The sequence below is a fragment of the Streptomyces sp. NPDC057950 genome (assembly GCF_042887295.1).
Classification (GTDB): Bacteria; Actinomycetota; Actinomycetes; order Streptomycetales; family Streptomycetaceae; genus Streptomyces; species Streptomyces kaempferi.
Map to the genome: position 1 here is coordinate 63,513 of NZ_JBHVPP010000012.1, position 17,487 is coordinate 80,999.

Here is a 17,487-nt window from a genome sequence, read left to right on the forward strand (position 1 = left end):
CCGTCGGGGACGGCAAGTCTGGCGCCGCACACCGCTCCCCCTTCTTTCTTGGCGGGGCTGTCGGCCGGGTCAAGGGCGCCCATGCCTACCACCTGGCCAAGGCAGCTGCCTGGGCCATGACCAACGGCGTCCGCCTGGAGCTCGCCGAGCAGGGCACGCTCGTCACAGCGGTCCAACTCGGTCCGGCCGACACGGATATGGCCGCAGGCCGGCCCGTGGCCAAGATCGCGCCGTCGGACCTGGCCGACGCGGCGCTCGACGGTGTCCAGGCGGGCTCCGCCGAAGTCCTCGCCGGCCAGTGGAGCCGGGACGTCAAGTCCCGTCTGCCACTGAGGCCGGAAGAGTGCCACGCCGCGATGGACCGCGCCCTGGCGGCACTGACGGCAGCTTGAGGGGCCCTCCGGCCACCCTGGCTACGATTCCGTATTGCCAGATCAGGGCAGTTCGGGTGCAGCGCTGGCTCGCGGTGATTTCCGCGGCCAGGCGGCGTGTCATGAGGTTGATCATTGGGAGGTGGACCATGGCTTCGGAGCGATGCGATTCAGCCTCGTGGTCGCGGGCTGGCCGCGGGTGATTCATCAGCCTGCCGGCAGTGCAGCTCTGGCGACCTCGCAAGCGTGTAGACCTCGAAGTGCATATATCCCGAACTGGTGATCCTGGGCACCACGGTGACGCTTGATGAGTTCACTGAGCCTGGCCCCTCAAGTCTGCTGCTGTCCCGGGGACATGGATTGTGCACGCCTAGATCTCGAAACCAGGCGGCCCCTTAGAATCCGTCAACCAGCGATCAATGGGGGCAGCATCGTGGGTCTCTACATCGGCATACTTGTGATCATCATTGGGCTTCCAATAGTCGCCATGCTGAGCCGCCGGATCGGTAACCGCCAGCTACGACAGATCGGTATGGCCGTCTGGTTCGTGGGTTCCCCAGCGCTGCTGGCCCTTGGCGGGTGGCTCATCTACCGAAGTCTCTGAACATGCGTAGAGCCGGAGTGCGGAGAGCCCAGCCGCATGACGATGCTGGCGCACACTGAATCAGAAATTCCTCCAGCAGGCCAACAGGGTCGAGCCTGCTCATGGCGATGAGGGACTCGACAAGGGGGCAAGCGGGTCACTCCCCTGGCGACGTCGGCGTACCGTCCGGGTCCAGGCCATATGGCCACAGCCGCTTGAGGCTGATCTGCGATGACCGCGGCACACCACCGCACGTCATCACCACCGCGGCAAACGTCAACGACATCACCCAGGCTCTCGCCCTGGTCGACGGCGTCCCATTCATCGCAGGACGGATGGGACATCCGCGCCGCCGCCCCGACTCCTTGGCCGAGTCGGAGAAGACAATCCTGGCGCGTTGTCGCCGCCATCAGGCGACGGCCGGGCGCCGGGCTACGAGCCGGGCAAGGTGCGCCTCGCGCAGCTCCTCCCAGGGCGAGCAGTCCTCCGCTGAGGGCAGGCCGTTGGCGGCGATCTCCTCCAGGACGGCGGCAAGCCGGTCGGCGCTCTCGCGGGTCCTGGCCGCGTACGCGCGGACCGCGTCGGCGGCCGCGGGCTCCAGCTGCTGCCGGGCGCGGTCGGCGGGGAGCAGCTGTTCGTGGCACCAGCTCACCGCACGGGCCCCGGTCCGCGTTGGAGCCGAAGCGGCTCGGGCATCGCGAGGGGTCACCATGCGGCGGACCCGCACCACAGACACCAACGAACGATCAAGTGGGGAGTGTTGACGGTGGTGGCGGTCACGAGACCGTCGGGCATCACCCCTCCGGATATAGAGATCAAGTCCCCGGACAACTCAAGGCGTCAGCCCGACAATCACCTGACCGCCATCGCGGCCATCCTCTGCTGATCGAACAGGCCGGGCGTACGTCTCTCAGGGCTGTCGCCACCACCGGATCAGGACGGCTCCGATGCCGTGATCACACCAGCCACCGCAAGATCGTCTCATTTCCCGGCGCGGCTGCCGACGAGCCAAGGTGCTCGTTCTGTACGGTCGGCGCCGGCATCGCCGTCCACCACGTAAGCCAGCGCCTCCGCGAAGGTCGACCCCAGGGGCCAGAGGACGCCCGGCCCGACGGCGACGACGCGCCCGCTGGTCGCGATGTACGACCTGTACTGGACCGACCACATACCCAGAGGGCTGTAGTTCTCTGCGTAGCGGTGCCTCAGCCTGGACGCTTCCGCGGCGGCGTCGACGCACGCGTCAACGGGGTCTATGTGCAGTGACGAGGCAGGGACGCGAGCGTGGCAGCTGTTGATCGTCAGCTCGCCGAACTCGGCCCAGACACCGACCGCCGTGTCATTGAGCTCGAACCCAGCAGCTGTCAGTTGCCGTGTCCAGTCCCCGGTGGCGATCTTGCGACCTGCCGTCCATCCGGCAACGCCAAGCGCGTCCAGCACCGACAGACCACAGCCCGTCAACGAGTCACCGACGTGTTCTATGCGCCCTCCCCAGCCCCCAGGTGTCCGTTGCGCGAAGTCTGCCGCAATTCCGGACCAGCAGACAAGGCTACTGACCACGGAAGCCACGGAGATCGTTTACTGGACAGGCTTTAGTAGGACTCCGTTAGGTCTTTCTTGATCTTGTTGTCGTGCGGGCTCTGGTGGGGAGGGGTTGCCGGCAGCTGCTGCAGATCCCGGTCCAGCACCTCAGGGTGTCTTGGAGAGCGTCGAGGATCTGGTAGAGCGTGATGCTGGTTGCGGTGCTTTTGGGGCCAGGCGCTGTTCGGTGAGGAAGGCTTGGGCGGCGGTCACGAGAGTGACGTGGTGGTGCCAGCCGGGCCAGGAACGGCCTTCGAAGTGGTCCAGGCCCAGGCCGTGCTTGAGCTCGCGGTAGTCGTGCTCGATGCGCCAGCGGGCCTTGGCCAGGCGGACCAGATCGGCGATCGGGGTGTCGGGCGGGAGGTTGGACAGCCAGTATTCGCTTGGCGAGTCGGCTCCGGCGGGCCATTCGGCCAGGAGCCAGCAGTCGGGCGGGATTCCGTCCCACCAGCCCTGTTCGGCCGAGGCCGCTGCTTTGATCGGTCGTTCGACGGCTTTGCCGGCAGGACGCACGCGCACAGCCGCGAAGCGGGAACGCAACTCGCCTTTCGAGACCTGCCGCCATGTGAGTGGGGTGAACGCTTCCGGGCCGAGGTCTGTGGCAAGGGCTGCCACTGATGGTGCCTTCTGGCGGTAGCGAGGCTGGGGCCAGCAGCCCACGTCTCCTTTGCGGTCCGGAGCCATGGGCTGTGCGTCGAAGGGGTGGGCGTCAACTTGCGACCGGATGGACAGGACATAGGTGAGTCCTCGCGCCGACAGGCCGGCCCGCAGGTGCGCGTTGGTGGGATAGGCGGCGTCGGCCACCACCGCCGGCGGTGTCATCCCCGGTCCGCGAGAGTGTCGAGCATGTCGAGCGCCAGGCGAAGGCGCCAGGCGAAGGCTCGGTTGGCCGTGGTGGTGCGCCGCACCGCTGGAACCGGACCAGAACACCGACGTCACTCTCGTGGGCGGCCGTGACAAGAACGCCTTCCCTCAGCCGGGCTTGCGGACGGGGGGGCCGGTCCTGCCGCAGCTTCACCGCCTGGCTGGCAACGCAGCGGGCCGGCCAGGCCGACGTCACGCGAGCGGGACACGCCCTGGGACCAAGGGCCCGGCGTCCAAATGAGCCGCGATGCGCGTGATGGTCCGGGCGCAGCCCCGACCGCTGGCAGCCGGTCATGACACGTTCACGACCGCACCCGGCGGCACACTGGCCCGCTCCCTCGCCACCCCCTGGCGCCTCAACCTGGCCGCCACCGCCTACGAAGAGCCCCACCCCGACACCCTGGCCTACGTCCGCGAACCGGACCACCTGCTCACCCTGGCCTCCCCCAGCGCGGTCCGCGACCACCTCCTCGCCCGCTACCTGCCCGCGGCCGCCCACCAGCACCCCACCCGCCCCGACCGGTACCGCCCCGACCAGACCCACCACTGGCTCGCCGCGCTCGCCGCCCACCTCGCCACCACCGCACCGGCAGCATCCACCGCCAGCAGCACCGACATCGTCCTCCACCAGCTGTGGCCCATGGCCGGCCCCCGCCGCGTCCGCACCGCCGACACCCTGCTCGCCGCCCTCCTCGCGCCCGTCTTCGCCACCCTGATCCTGTCCCGGGTCTCCATCGGCTTCTCACCCCGCCAACTGTTCGGCGCCTCAGGGGGCGTGTTGCTTGCCCTGGGAACTGTCTGGCAGGCCAGTCGTCCTTTCGTCCCAGAGCCTCAAACGCTCCAGCTCCAGCGGCTGCGCAGCCCAACCCACCGCCGCCAGCTCGCCCGGACTACGACAAGCGCGCTTGCGTTCGGGCTCGCATTCGTGCTCGTGCTCGGCTTCGCGAACGTGCTCGTGCTCGTGGGCTGGCTCGGGCTCGGGCTCAGGCTCGGGCTCGCAGAACGCCTGAAAGATGCTCCGCTGACAGACCCGCGTAATCCGGTGCGGGACGATCTCGCGTTCGGGCTCGCGGCCGGGCTGTACTGGCTCGCTGGGGCTGGCCGCCGCTACCTGGATTTTCTGCTCTGTGTCCGGGGCCGATTGCCCTGGCGTCTCGGCACCTTCCTGAACTGGTCCTACGAGGCAGGACTCCTGCGGATCTCCGGCGTCGCCTACCAGTTCCGCCACCGGGAACTCCAGGACTGGCTCACCACACACCCCACTCCCCGACAACGGGCCCCACCGGCTGCCCTGTACACGTAGCCCCGCAACGGCCATCCCGGCGCCTCGGACGTCACACCGTGAACGTGGGTCAGTCCACCGAGGGTGCCGTGATCAATCCTCACAGTCCTTCGCCCAGTGGCGCGCTCCACCTGAACGCCATGAACCACGCCCGCACCACGGTGTGTCGGCCGACGGCAGACGGGATGGGAGTAGGGGTGGGTACTCGGCGGAGGCCAGCAGGTCAGTGGCCCGTAGCCGCAGTCCGAACCCTCCACCGAACTCGATCTGCACACCCCGCGCTACATTCATCAGATGAACCTCAAGGAGCCAGTGAGCTGCGCGTTCTGTGTGGAAACCACCGATGTCGGTCACTCCGGCGATGGCGTCACACTGACGATCACGCGGGCCGGAGAACAGAGCTCACAGTTCGTCTGGGCCCACGTGAGCTGCCTGAACGAGCGACTTCACAAACAAATCATCCGAGGCCCATGGCTCGACGACTAGGGTCCGTCTTTGAAGATCATCGGAGGGTGGATCATGGTGGGGTGATACGTCGCCATGAACTCACCGATCAGGAGTGGGAGTTACTCACCTCGCTCATACCGCGGGTCGCTACGGGTCGGCCGCGGGTGGAGGATCGGCAGGTCGTCAACGCGATGGTCTACAAGCTTCGGACCGCGATCTCCTGGCGTGACCTGCCGGAACGCTACGGACCGTGGAAAACGGTCCACACCCGCTTCCGCCGCTACGCCCTGGACGACGTGTTCACCCGAGCTCTCCAGCAAGTCCAGGCCCGTGCGGACGCGGCCGGCGACATCGACTGGCTCGTCCAGATCGACTCGGCCGACTGTCAGATCTACCGCCGACGCAACATCGTCGAGCGCTGTTTCAACCGCCTCAAAGGCTTCCGCGGCATCGCCACCCGCTACGAAAAGACCGCCACCTCCTACGAAGCAGCGGTCAATCTCGCGTCGATCCTGCTCTGGGCAAGATCAGTTTGAAGACGGACCCTAGTACTCCAGCTGTTCGTGATCTCGCCGCCAGGCAGGCCCTACTCGTTCGCGCCGTGCCCGGGTGGCCACCCGATGACGCCTTCCGCTTGAACGTTGCGCAAGGACGCTCCTTCGAACCGGGCACCGGTGACGTAGGTCCACCCGAGCGGGGGCACGCCAGTGTTCACGCTTCCGAACCTGGCGTCGGTCAGATCGGTGTCGCGCAGGTCAGCACCCCGCAGATCGCATCCGGCCAGGCTGACGTCACGCAGTGAAGCCCCTCGCAGGTCTGCGTCGCTGAAGTCACAGAACTTGAACCAACACCCGTCCAGGGTGGCGTGGCGTAGATCGGCCCCGATGAACGAGCAGCGGGTGAACCGCAGCCGCGACGTGCGAACGGAAGCCAGGTTCTGGCCGGTGAAGTCCTCACCGTTCACGGCCGCATGGCTGTGGTGCGCGGCGAGTCGTTGTCTCGCCGTCTGTGGCGTGGTCATGTGCGCCAGCGTGTCAGCCGGGTCGCTGGCCGTCGCCCGGATTTCCGGCAGTTCGCCGTCCGTCAGCCGGTCACACAGGGCCGGGCTGGTGCGGGAGCGGGTGCGGCCACCGGTGATCATCGGTGTGTGAAGACAGAAGATCAGACGGTGGCCGCAGGTCGCAGCATAGGTCCCGTCCGTTGGCTGGAGGCGTTCGAGGTGGCCACGGGGCGTATCGCGGGCCGGTCCGCCCGGGACCAACCCCGGCGGCAGGCCGGGCGATTGGTGTTGGTACTGCTGGCGGACCTGCCGCGCAAGAACTGCTGGACGATCGCGGAGCACGACGGGGCCGCGGTGCTGGTCGTGGACAAGGCAGGCACGGTCACGGACCAGCCAGTACCTACGACAAGCGGCATCCCGGACATGAAGATCACGATCTACAGCTGGAGTATTAGCCGTGATCACGGCCGTGCCACACACGTGCCAGAAATGCCACTACGGTGCCACATCCCCACGCTCCTTCCGGACCATCGAGCCGAGCCGATCGGCGATCTCCCGGTCACGACCGCTGACCATGTGCTGACAGATCAACGCAGCGCGGGGTGTGCTGTGCCCCATCCTGGTCATCCGCTCACGCAGGCTCGCGCCGGACACGGCGAAGGTGTTGCCCGTGTGCCGAAGGTCGTGGAAATCATCAAGCCCGGCTGCGCTGCGCTCCTGCCTTCGGCCCGCTCCGCCCGCGCTGCACCGACGCGCGCCCACGAGGCCAGAGCCGGAACATGAGTCGATCACCGTAGAGAGCGGCCACCGGTCACAACCAGCCTCCGGCGTGGGCGCTCATGCTCCGAGCTGGCGGGGGCGCCGTTCGCGAGTGCCGGCGGACAGTGACGTGCGCGGGGTGCTCCGGGGTCCGTGGTGGGAGAACCGGGTCTGTGACAGGCCAGAACCGTGGGGATGATCCGCTCATGCGTATACGACGAGAGGTCCGATGGGTCTTATGGGGGCTGTGGCTCGCCTGTCTGATGTTCTCGATCTGGTTCTTCATCTGGTTCTTCACGGAGGCGATCACACTGTTCCTACAGGCCGAGTCCTGGTGACGCCTCTCGCCGGGTCAGGCCCGGCGAGATGACGTGATCTTCCGAACCGGTGCTCATGCTGGATGAGACAGCCCTCGTCAAGACTGCCTGCGGCGGCTGACAGCAACGGCTGACACCAACAAGCGCGAACGGCAGCGGTCGAGACCGGACCCACCTGAACGATCGACCGAGGCGCGGGGGCTGTTGGCAGGCGTTGGCAGACCGCTGTGAGGGTGCTTCCTGCTCAGTCCCGACGAGGTAGCGCAGCATCTCGACGTAGACCGGGCGCCTCCCACGGATGCGCCGGACGGGCCCTCCCGGCAGGGGACGACCGTACGAGGGACGCGCCGTCGCTTCTATAGGCTGACCGCGTGGCCAAAACAGATGACTCCGACGACCGGTCGGGTGAGCAGGACCCCGGTGGTGGACCGGAGCGCGAGCGCGCCGTGCCGGCGGACCTCCAGGCCTTCGCCGTGCAGCTCCGCCGGATGAACGGCGAGACCAACCGGGTGGTGCATGGCTTCGCCGGCGAACACGGACTGCACGCCACGGACGTCCAGGCACTCGCCGCGATCCTCGACGCTCCTGAGCCGCTCACCCCTGGCAGGCTCAGGGAGCACCTCGGGCTCACCTCGGGTGCCGTCACGGCCTGCCTGGACAGGCTCGAACGTGTGGGCCACATCCGGCGCGTCAGGGATAGCCCCGACCGCAGAGTGGTCCACCTGTACTGGGTCCCCGACGCCAAGTCGGCGGCCCGCGCCCACTTCCAGCCGCTCGCCGAGGTCACCGCGAGTGTCCGGTCAGGCTTCAGCGAGGACGAACTGTCGGTGGTCCTGCGTTTCCTGACAGCCATGAACGAACAGCTCTCCGGCGTGCGGTCCCCCGGCCGCTGAAGCCTGTCGGCCGGTCACGCCGACACGCGGGAACCGCCCGATGCCCGCCGCATCCGGGTGCCCGCCGTCCCCGGAAACATCCCCGTGGTCTACGATCCGGCGAGAATAACTCAATGATCGAGATTGTTTGTCATTGAGATACCTGGACACCTGTGCGTCGAACGCCATGCCGCCATGACACCTGGAGAGCGATGTCCATCACCCCACGACGGGCCCTGTGGCTGATCCCCGTCGTCCTGCTCGTCGCCTGGCTCGGCATCGGGGGGACCCTCGGCCCCTACGCCGGCAGGCTCGGCGAGGTCGCCACCAACGACCAGGCCGCCTTCCTGCCGCGCAGCGCCGAGTCCACCAGGGTGGTCTCGGAGCAGCACGCCTTCCAGCAGGACGAGACCCTGCCCGCGATCGTCGTGTGGACCGTGGACGGCGAAGGCTCGGTGCAGGGGGTGCGCCGGACAGCGGCGACCCGCGCCCTGGCCTCCCTCGCCGGTACACCCGGCGTCGTCGGCCAGGCATCTCCCGCTCTGCCGTCGGGCGACGGCAAGGCACTGGAAGGCGTCGTCCAGCTCCGGCCCGACCTCGGCGACAAACTGCCCGACACCCTCGACCGCGTCCGGACCGCCGCCGACCGCGTCCCCGGAACGACGGCACACATCGCCGGGCCCGCCGCCGGCCAGGCCGATCTCACCGACGCCTTCGCCGGCATCGACGGCCTGCTGCTCGGCGTGGCCCTCGCGACCGTCCTGGTCATCCTGCTGCTCGTCTACCGCAGCGTGCTGCTGCCCTTTGTCATCATCCTCGGCGCGGTGTTCGCACTCGGCCTGGCCTGCGCCGTCGTCTACGTCCTCGCCGACCACGACGTCGTCCGGGTCGACGGCCAGGTGCAGGGCATCCTCTCCATCCTCGTGATCGGCGCGGCCACCGACTACGCCCTCCTGTTCACCGCCCGCTTCCGTGAGGAACTCGCCCTGCACGACGACCGGTTCACCGCCGTCCGGGCGGCGCTGCGGCAGTCATGGGGCGCGATCGTCGCGAGCGCCGGAACCGTCGCCCTCGGTCTGCTCGCCCTGCTGCTCAGCGACCTGACGAACAACCGGGCGCTCGGACCGGTCGGCGCCATCGGCGTCGTCTGCGCCGTGCTGAGCACGCTCACCTTCCTGCCGGCCGTCCTGGTCCTCCTCGGCCGCGCCGCCTACTGGCCGGCCCCTCCCCGCCCGACCGGGGACGCCGGGGCCGGCAGCGGAATCTGGCGCAGGGTCGCTGACCTGGTGGACCGCGCACCCCGCAAGGTCTGGGCGATCGCCCTCGTGGGTCTCCTCGCCTGCGCGGCCTTCGCTCCCACCCTCACCGCGAAGGGTGTCCCCCTCGACGAGATCTTCGTCGACGACGCCCCCTCCGTCGCCGCCCAGCAGACCCTGTCTGAGCACTTCCCCGGCGGCTCCGGGAACCCCGCCGTGATTATCGCCGACGCCGACCGAGTCACCCAGGTGATCACCGCGGCGCGCACCACGGACGGCGTAGCCTCGGCCGCCGCGGTGACGGAGTCCGGACGGCCCGGCGGGGAAGACCCCAAGATCGTCGACGGCCGGGTACGCGTCGACGTCACCCTGCGAGCCGCCGCCGACAGCGACACGGCCAAGGACACCGTCGCCAGGCTGCGCGACGCCGTCCACGCAGTCCCGGACGCCGACGCGCTCGTGGGCGGTTACACGGCCCAGCAGTACGACACCCGCCAGACCGCCGAACGCGACCGCACCCTCATCGTCCCCGTGGTCCTCGCCATCATCCTGGTCATCCTGGCGGCCCTGCTGCGCTCGCTCCTCATGCCGCTGCTGCTGGTGGCCACGGTGGCGCTCAACTTCGCCGCCACACTGGGTATTTCGTCGCTCGTGTTCCGGCACGTCTTCGGCTTCAGCGGCACCGACGCGTCCGTACCGCTGTACGGCTTCGTCTTCCTCGTCGCCCTCGGTGTCGACTACAACATCTTCCTGATGTCCCGGGTACGTGAGGAGTCACTGCGGCACGGAGTGCGCCAAGGGGTACTGCGCGGACTCGTCGCCACCGGCGGGGTGATCACCTCGGCGGGCGTCGTCCTCGCCGCGACCTTCGCGGCCCTCGGCGTCATCCCGCTGGCCTTCCTCATCCAGATCGCCTTCATCGTCGCGTTCGGCGTCCTGCTCGACACCCTGGTGGTGCGCTCCCTGCTGGTGCCCGCGCTCGTCCGCGACATCGGCCGCCGCGCGTGGTGGCCAGGGGCGCTGAGCAGCGAAACGGAGGAAGATCGCCTTATCCGGCGTGCCGGGTAGGGGGCCCGCCGGGGACAGACAGGGCGGTGGGGGTGCCGTCGGGTAGGGTCGCGAGGGGCTCCGGCAAGCCGGCTCGGGTGATGATGCAGGTGATGCAGGTGAGGTCAACCGGTACGTGGATTGCGATGATGCAGCCGGTGGTGAGCGGGTCGCAGTTGAGGGGGTCCAGAGGAGGCAACACCGCGCGTGCGTCGGCAGGCGGGCCGCGGTGTCGCTCAGGCGGGCCGCGGTGTCGCTCAGGCGGGCCAGTAGCTACAGGCAGGTCCTTCGACGGTCCTCGCGGAAGCTCCTGTCCTTTTCTCCCGCACGATCCATTGATCAGACGGGTGCCTGGTGCGGTGCGTACCGGGACACCCATCGGCATCGTGATACCGGCCCGCAGAGCATGCGGCGCTGGGCGGGGCGACCGGATGACGGGCGGTCTCGGCCCCGACCCGGAGCGTCCTGACTTGGGCAGGGCGCTCCGGGCCGAATGGTGGCACGCGGCAGGGGCCGTCGATGGACGGGGAGTCCGGCGGCCCGTCTTGCTGCTGTCCTGTCGGCTGTCACGGCCGTACTGAAGGCTCGTCCCGGCTCCCCTCTCTCCTGCCTCTGGCAGGCCCGTCGCGGGCAGCGAGCGCGGAGGCCGCCGGCCGACGCGCCACCGCAGACAGGCCGGGCCCGATCCCTCGCTGCACTCCTGCGCCTCCCCCTTCCCCCCTTTTTCTTCCTGTCGGAGTGGATACGGGAGTCCAGAGAGGGATGTCGGGCCCCCGGACTAGCCCCGACCATGGCGGTGACCTGCGACGTTCTGGCACAAGGTGCGAGGAGGCGCGGGCAGTTACGGGCGGGGTTATCGGTCCGGTTGTGGGACCGGTGCGGGGTGAAGTTGTCGGAACATGACCGTGGTCGAGCCTTGGTGGTCGGCAAACCGGTTGGGGGTGACTGCTGCGCTGTCCCGTACGCGCGGCGCCGCGAAAGGGCGGCGGCGCACCGTGGGGAAGCAGGCAGACGATGACGCGGGTGAACCCGGATGCGGGTGCAGGGGACCGGCTGGCGCTCGCGGTGCTGGCGCAGTACCGGATAGCGACGACCGAGCAGATGCATCTGGTCATCAGCCCGGGAGTGCGGATCGAACAGACCCGGCGGCGGCTGGCCAAACTCCGGGCGGAAGGCCTCGTCGACCGGATCACGCTGGCGCAGGCGGGGCGGACCCGGGTGTGGTTCCCGACCGTGCACGGGGCGCGGATCGCGTTCGAGTGGCCGGAGTTACGGGGCCGGCGGCCGCCGAAGAACGCGGGCGACCGCACCGCGGTCCGCCTGCGCACGGGGCACGGCCTGACCGAGACCGCGCTGGCCTTCCTCCAGGACGCCCGCCACCGCGGTGACCTCTTCCGGCCGCTGGACTGGATACCCGAAGTCCACCACCCCCTCGGCAGCAGCGAGGCCGTCATCCCCGACGCCCTCATGTACTACCAGAGCAGAGGCGACGACGGCGGGCACGGGTCGATGATGCGGGCCTTCCTCGAGATCGACCGGGCCACCATGGGCCCCGAACGCCTCGCCGCGAAAATCCCCGCCTACACCCGCCTCCACACCCACACCCCCACACAGCCCGGCCGACGCCGCACGATCGGCCAGGAACCCCCGCCCGAGGAATGACACAAGCACTACCCCGTCTTCCCCCGACTGCTGTTCGTCCTCGCCAACACCGGCCCCGCCGGCATCGAAACCCGCATCGACGCCCTCCAGGCCGCCGCTGCCCTCGATGGCGGGAACTTTCTGCACAAGGTCCCCGTGCTGGCCGCGCCGCTGGCCGACCTGCTCCGCGACGGACCCACGGCGCCTGTCTGGCGACCCCTCACCGACCCCAGCCCGAGCCTCACCCCACCCCCGCCGCCCCGAGGGCGACGGGTTACGTCATCTCGAGTCCAGTCCGGCCATTCTGCGGAATTGAGACGTAACGGGGACCAAATCGATGACCTCAACTCCCGCTCGGCGATAGCCCGGCCAGCCCCTTATAGGGGACGGGCTGGCCGGTGAGTGCGTCAAGCAGGACACGGTCACTGACAGAATTTCCCAGTTTCACAGTCACCTGCTGCAACTTCCCCTGTTTTGTGCAGTTGCCCTTGTCTCCCCGCTCTGCAACGGAGGCCCACAGTACGACGCTGCCGGTGGTTTCAAACACGTCCACCTCGGGCTCGTCGTCGCACACGCCATGGACAGCAACAACGGTCACCGAACGTCCGTCCTCCGTGATCCGGACAAGCCGGTCGAGCGGAAAGTCCGGGATGTCGGTGGCTGGACTGATGGGTGACTGAGGAGTCGCCGACTGCATGATTGCGGCCTGCTTGAGGGGGGTGGCATAGCCGTCCAGTGTGAAGAGCCAGGCCGGGACTGTTGCTGGTCCGCGAGTGGTGGCGACACGCATCTCACCCAACTTCACTCCAGTTACCGTGAGCGGCGGCTTTCCTTCAGGACGGCCGCCCGCCAGGTTCCTGTACGACTCGTCAGCCCCTATCAGTGGGCGGGTGAGTGGCTTACCCGCCGCCCACGTCACCTGACCGTTCTCCGGCCAGGTGACGGGCAACTTGCCGCGCAGGTCGAAGTTCTGGTCCATGTACGCTTGCTTTTCCGCCGGGCTGTGCAAGCCGCCCCCCGGCAGTTGGACGACCTCCCCCATGGGGTGATAGCCAGCACGCCACGCATCGGCTGCGGTCGAGCCGTCCCAGGCTTTGGCCACCTGCCGGGCACGGTCCGCGAGCTTGTCGGAGCTGCTAGCGACCGCCTTCTGGCTGCCGCAACCGGAGACGGCTCCTATGCCTGCTACGGCCAAGGCGATCCCAGTAAGCAGACCGACCGAGCGCGACGTTCCGATGCGCATGTGTCCTCCCCAATAGGGTGAGCTGGCTAGCGGCTCTTCCCCTGTGACGTAGCCGGGCCCGGACAGGTTCACCGGTTCTGACAGCCGGCCGCGTCATACGTCCCGCTCGTGGGCCGTATCGCCGCCGGTGGCCCGATCCTGGCCGAGGAGTGTCGGCGATCAGGCAATTGGTTCTGGCCGCGATGCCGTGAATCCCAGGTCCTGCCCGAAGCAGGATGCGGGTGCGGAGGAGGCGGAACGAGGCTCGGCCATACATGGCTCTCTTGATGGTCTTGATGCGGTTGACGTGGCCTTCGACGATGCCCGAGTTCCAGGGGAGGGTGAGGCCGGCGGTGACGGCGTCGAGGTCTAGGCAGAGGTTCTGCGCGAAGGAGAGGATCGGGGCCGGCGCATTGCGTTCAACCTCGCATACCCACTCCAACACCTGATGTCCGCACCGGTGTTGGAGCAGGTCGTGGAAGGTGCGGGCGAGGTCGCAGGCTCGGGCAACGTCGGGGCAGGCCAGCCGCACCTTCAGGAGCTGGTCTTCCTCGTGCGGCCGCAAAGTGCCGCGGGGCAACATGATCCACTTGGTGATCTTGCGAGGACTGGGGATGGCGCCGCGGGCGGGTTCGACGGTTCCCGTCCTGAGCCCGGTCACGTAGCGACGTACTGGCAGATCGCTACCCTGGTAACCGCGTTGCTGGATCTCGCGGAAAAGGTCGGTGGAGCTGGTGACACCCTCGGTGAACCGCTCGGCCAGGTAGGCGGTGAACGGCTCCAGGACCTCTTTGGGGCGTCCATGCCGACTGGAGGAGAGCATCTGGTCGAGGTCGGTGTCGCGGAAGCGGCGGACGGTCTTGCGGTCCAGGTGCAGGAGGCGGGCGACGGTGGAGTCGGAGGATCCTTCTGCGAGCAGGCGGTGGATGTCGGCGTACCGGTCCCGGATGCGGACCGCGATCTTCGTGGGCGGCAGTGTCGGCGGGGGAAGCGGATTGATGATCGGCCGGGGCTGTGCGTCCCGTTCGGCTTCGGCCCGCGTCACCGGTTACTTCGACCTGGCTTGCCCGCAGCCCGCTGCCGACCTCAATGCCCTTCATGAGCGACACGATCACCATGTCGGGAACCGATGTGCGGCGCCCACCCCGCAAGACTCGCGCGGAGGGGACAGCGCGAGCATCGGCAGGACCAAGAAGTCCGCACCGTCTGAAGCCGTAACCGGGTCGATGGTGGCGGTCACGGTGCGCGGGAGGTGAACGTCGAGTTGTGAAACCGGCACCGCCGGTCAGGACCCTCCTGGCGGACACGTGTCGGCCGCTGCCGCGCCCCCGGGTGCGTACGTGCAGTGGAGACCCTCGAACAGAGAGGCCGCTGGGGGTGTTTCCTGGGTGGCCCCACATACCGACGACTCCTGCCATGGCACGAGCATCTCGCCCCTGACCCGCAATTACGGGGCAGACCTTGAGATGGGTCGTGCATAGCTCGGGGGAATCAGCTGTTCGAGCCACCACCTGACGGACAGGACGTCAGACAGGACTGACATGACACCTGAAACTGATCGAAAATGATCAAAGTCCGCTAGGTAAAGATCTGTTCATGATCCATACGAAGCTTTCGCCGAGGCAGTTCCTGCTGTCACGATCACTCCCGCTGCAACCCGCAGTCGGAGGCACCGTGGCCTCCGGCCTCCTTGTATCAACGGTCGTCGACATCGACTGACGGCCGAACGGAAGGACCCGGGATTGAATTCCTACGGCAACAAGGCTGCGTCCCCACAAGGTTCGCACCGACGCGGACGACGTCTGGCCGCGACTGTGGTGATCACGACCGCAGCGCTCGCGTTCTCAGCCCTGCCAGCCTCGGCGGGCGCCGAGTCCACTCCCAACGCATCCGGGAACACTCGGAATGTGGGAGCGCTCCCGCAGATCCAAGCGACAACCAGACCTGAGGCCAGGGCCGTTCACCTGTCGCCCGGACAGCGCCGGCAACTGCTCGGCCAGGCGGCCAACGCGGCGCCGGACACCGCCCGTTCACTGAATCTCGGCCCCCACGAGAAACTGATACCGAAGGACGTGATCCGGGACGCCGACGGGACGGTTCACACCCGCTACGAGCGAACCTACGCCGGCCTGCCCGTGATCGGCGGTGACCTGGTGGTCCATCGGAGGCACGGGACCCACATCGTCACCTACGCAACCAAGACGAAGCTGACCCTGCCGACGACCACGGCCAAGGTGGCCGCCGCCACGGCGAAGAAGTCGGCCCTGAGCCAGGCGGCTTCGAAGGGCACCCGCAGAGCGGGTTCGCACACGGCCCCCAGACAGGTCGTCTGGATGATGGACGGCCGGCCGAAGCTGGCCTGGGAGACAGTCGTCACCGGTGTCCAGCAGGACGGATCCCCGAGCGAACGTCACATTGTGACCGACGCCGCGAGCGGAACCACCCTTGAGAACTCCGAACACGTCGAGTCCGCACAGGGCAACAGCCTCTACAGCGGGCAGGTCACGATCGGCTCCACTCGCCAGGATGACGGCACCTACGCCCTGATCGACCCGGAGCACGGTGGCCACCGGACACTCGACTCGAGCGTCAACTCCAACGGGGTGCTGTTCACTGCAGACAACGATGTCTGGGGCGACGGGACGGTGGCGAATCCCCAGACCGCGGCGGTGGACGCGGCATACGGCGCGCAAACGACGTGGGACTTCTACAGCGACCGCTTCGGCCGCAACGGCATAGCCGACGACGGCCGCGGCAGCTCCTCCCGAGTCCACTACGAATCGCAGCAAGGGGTCCCCCTCGCCAATGCCAACTGGCAGGACGGCTGCTTCTGCATGAGCTACGGCGACGGCGCGGACGGCCAGCATCCGGTGACGTCCCTGGACATCGCCGCGCACGAGATGACGCACGGAGTCACCTCCTCCACGGCCGGTCTGGGCGACTTCGGTGAATCTCCGGGCATCAACGAGGCGATCAGCGACATGATGGCCGCCGCCGTCGAGTTCTACGCCGACAACCCCAACGACGTGCCCGACTACACGATGGCCGAGCTCGACAACCTGCACGGCGACGGCAAGCCCATCCGCTACATGGACCGTCCCTCCAAGGCCGGCATCAGCTCCGTCGGCTACGCGCCCCTGGACTACTGGACGCTGCAGGCGAAGTCGCAAGAACCACACATGGTGGCCGGGGTGGGCGACCACTTCTTCTACCTGCTTGCCGAGGGCAGCGGGCAGAAGACCATCAACGGCGTGGACTACGACAGCCCCACATACGACAAGCTGCCGGTGGCGGGGATCGGACGGACTGCCGCAGCGGACGTGGTCTACCGCGCTCTCACCGTCTACATGACCAGCACCAGCGACTACGCGGGCACCCGGACCGCGACGCTCCAAGCCGCCGCCGACCTCTACGGCTCGCAGAGCAAGGCCTACGAGGCCGTTGCCAACGCCTGGGCGGCCGTCAACGTCGGAAACCGTTTCGTCAACCACATCGCCGTGGAGCCGCCGCCGACCGCGCCGGTGGCTGTCGGCCAGCCGGTCAGCCGCCAGTTCAGCGCCTCCAGCACCCGGCCGGGGCCGCTGACCTACTCCGCCAAGAAGCTCCCCCTCGGCCTGTCGATCAACCACACCACCGGCCTGATCACCGGCACACCCAAGAAGGCTGGCGACTACAAGACGGTCATCGACATCAGGAACGCGGTCGGGGACACCCGGAAGCTCTCGTTCACCTGGACCTCTCTTGAATCCGGCGGGCGCTTCTTCGTCAACCCCAGCCCATATCTGATCCCCTTCGAGAGCACGGCAGAGTCCCCGCTGATCGTCCAGGGGAAGCCAGGCCATGCCCCGAGTGACCTCAAGGTCGCGGTCGACCTCGACCACCACTTCAGCAACTTCATGATCATCGACCTGATCGGCCCGGACGGCACCGTCATTCCCGTCAAGCCCTGGGGGCCGAGTTGGGAGCCCGTGCCCGAGCTGCACGAGACCTACACGGTCGATGCTTCGGCGGTCACGAAGGTCGGCACCTGGAAGCTGCGCGTCACCGACGGCACCCCAGGCATCTACAGCTCCTGGGACCCGGGCCATCTCCAGCGCTGGAGCCTCACCTTCTGAGGATCCGACCCAATAGGTCGTAGCCGAAGCCAGGCAGGCAGGCAGATGGCGTAACGGCCACCGCTTGGTCGCCAAGGGCTGTGCCCCGGGAGATCATGCGGTGGCCTTTTCCGAACTAGGAGACGATCAAGGT

General features: G+C 68.0%; 11 protein-coding genes and 5 pseudogenes. 10 read left to right on the top strand and 6 right to left on the bottom strand.

From position 1 onward, the window contains the following. Positions 1 to 71: 71 nt before the first annotated feature. Positions 72 to 392, top strand: a pseudogene (locus ACFVTC_RS20730) (short-chain dehydrogenase); the annotation flags it as partial. A gap of 971 nt (positions 393 to 1,363) precedes the next feature. Here ACFVTC_RS20730 and ACFVTC_RS20735 read toward each other — a convergent pair. The 3 genes and pseudogenes from ACFVTC_RS20735 to ACFVTC_RS20745 all read right to left on the bottom strand — a co-directional run. Beyond that, the gene (locus ACFVTC_RS20735; RefSeq protein WP_390128982.1) at positions 1,364 to 1,606 is read right to left on the bottom strand and encodes a hypothetical protein; all 243 of its coding nucleotides are present in this window, start codon (positions 1,604 to 1,606) and stop codon (positions 1,364 to 1,366) included. Between the two features lie 329 nt (positions 1,607 to 1,935). After that, complete coding sequence (locus ACFVTC_RS20740) at positions 1,936 to 2,391, bottom strand: SUKH-3 domain-containing protein (protein WP_390128984.1); 456 nt, start codon at positions 2,389 to 2,391, stop codon at positions 1,936 to 1,938. Positions 2,392 to 2,640: 249 nt separating this feature from the next. After that, positions 2,641 to 3,395: pseudogene (locus tag ACFVTC_RS20745) on the bottom strand (IS701 family transposase); the annotation flags it as partial. A gap of 248 nt (positions 3,396 to 3,643) precedes the next feature. On the opposite strand from ACFVTC_RS20745, the gene ACFVTC_RS20750 reads away from it, so the two are divergent. The 3 genes from ACFVTC_RS20750 to ACFVTC_RS20760 all read left to right on the top strand — a co-directional run bounded on the left by ACFVTC_RS20750 (position 3,644) and on the right by ACFVTC_RS20760 (position 5,661). Then, positions 3,644 to 4,699 carry a hypothetical protein gene (locus tag ACFVTC_RS20750; protein ID WP_390128985.1) on the top strand — a complete coding sequence of 352 codons (1,056 nt, stop codon included), beginning with the start codon at positions 3,644 to 3,646 and terminating at the stop codon, positions 4,697 to 4,699. Between the two features lie 273 nt (positions 4,700 to 4,972). Further along, entirely contained in the window at positions 4,973 to 5,164 is a 192-nt protein-coding gene (locus tag ACFVTC_RS20755; protein ID WP_390128987.1) for a hypothetical protein, read from the top strand. Positions 5,165 to 5,205: 41 nt separating this feature from the next. After that, complete coding sequence (locus ACFVTC_RS20760; protein WP_390128989.1) at positions 5,206 to 5,661, top strand: transposase; 456 nt, start codon at positions 5,206 to 5,208, stop codon at positions 5,659 to 5,661. Positions 5,662 to 5,711: 50 nt separating this feature from the next. Here the strand turns inward: ACFVTC_RS20760 and ACFVTC_RS20765 are convergent, their stop codons facing one another. Further along, positions 5,712 to 6,266 carry a pentapeptide repeat-containing protein gene (locus tag ACFVTC_RS20765; RefSeq protein WP_390128991.1) on the bottom strand — a complete coding sequence of 185 codons (555 nt, stop codon included), beginning with the start codon at positions 6,264 to 6,266 and terminating at the stop codon, positions 5,712 to 5,714. Positions 6,267 to 6,311: 45 nt separating this feature from the next. Between ACFVTC_RS20765 and ACFVTC_RS20770 the strand changes: the two are divergent. The 4 genes and pseudogenes from ACFVTC_RS20770 to ACFVTC_RS20785 all read left to right on the top strand — a co-directional run. Continuing rightward, positions 6,312 to 6,473 (top strand): annotated as a pseudogene (locus ACFVTC_RS20770) (IS701 family transposase); the annotation flags it as partial. A gap of 1,099 nt (positions 6,474 to 7,572) precedes the next feature. After that, positions 7,573 to 8,094 (top strand): MarR family winged helix-turn-helix transcriptional regulator, encoded by a 522-nt coding sequence (locus tag ACFVTC_RS20775; RefSeq protein ID WP_390128993.1) that lies wholly within the window; start codon positions 7,573 to 7,575, stop codon positions 8,092 to 8,094. A 191-nt stretch (positions 8,095 to 8,285) separates the two neighbouring features. After that, the gene (locus tag ACFVTC_RS20780) at positions 8,286 to 10,397 is read left to right on the top strand and encodes an MMPL family transporter (protein ID WP_390128995.1); all 2,112 of its coding nucleotides are present in this window, start codon (positions 8,286 to 8,288) and stop codon (positions 10,395 to 10,397) included. 1,002 nt (positions 10,398 to 11,399) lie between these two features. Continuing rightward, positions 11,400 to 12,038 (top strand): replication-relaxation family protein, encoded by a 639-nt coding sequence (locus ACFVTC_RS20785; protein ID WP_390128997.1) that lies wholly within the window; start codon positions 11,400 to 11,402, stop codon positions 12,036 to 12,038. A gap of 322 nt (positions 12,039 to 12,360) precedes the next feature. On the opposite strand, the gene ACFVTC_RS20790 is transcribed toward ACFVTC_RS20785, so the two are convergent. Beyond that, positions 12,361 to 12,996 carry a hypothetical protein gene (locus ACFVTC_RS20790; RefSeq protein WP_390129000.1) on the bottom strand — a complete coding sequence of 212 codons (636 nt, stop codon included), beginning with the start codon at positions 12,994 to 12,996 and terminating at the stop codon, positions 12,361 to 12,363. 345 nt (positions 12,997 to 13,341) lie between these two features. Between ACFVTC_RS20790 and ACFVTC_RS20795 the strand changes: the two are divergent. After that, positions 13,342 to 13,410: pseudogene (locus ACFVTC_RS20795) on the top strand (repressor LexA); the annotation flags it as partial. Positions 13,411 to 13,486: 76 nt separating this feature from the next. On the opposite strand, the pseudogene ACFVTC_RS20800 reads toward ACFVTC_RS20795, so the two are convergent. Beyond that, positions 13,487 to 14,062 (bottom strand): annotated as a pseudogene (locus tag ACFVTC_RS20800) (transposase); the annotation flags it as partial. A 1,084-nt stretch (positions 14,063 to 15,146) separates the two neighbouring features. Here ACFVTC_RS20800 and ACFVTC_RS20805 point away from each other — a divergent pair. After that, positions 15,147 to 17,354, top strand: a complete 2,208-nt coding sequence (locus tag ACFVTC_RS20805) for a M4 family metallopeptidase (protein ID WP_390129002.1) — start codon at positions 15,147 to 15,149, stop codon at positions 17,352 to 17,354. The last annotated feature ends 133 nt before the right edge of the window (positions 17,355 to 17,487 follow it).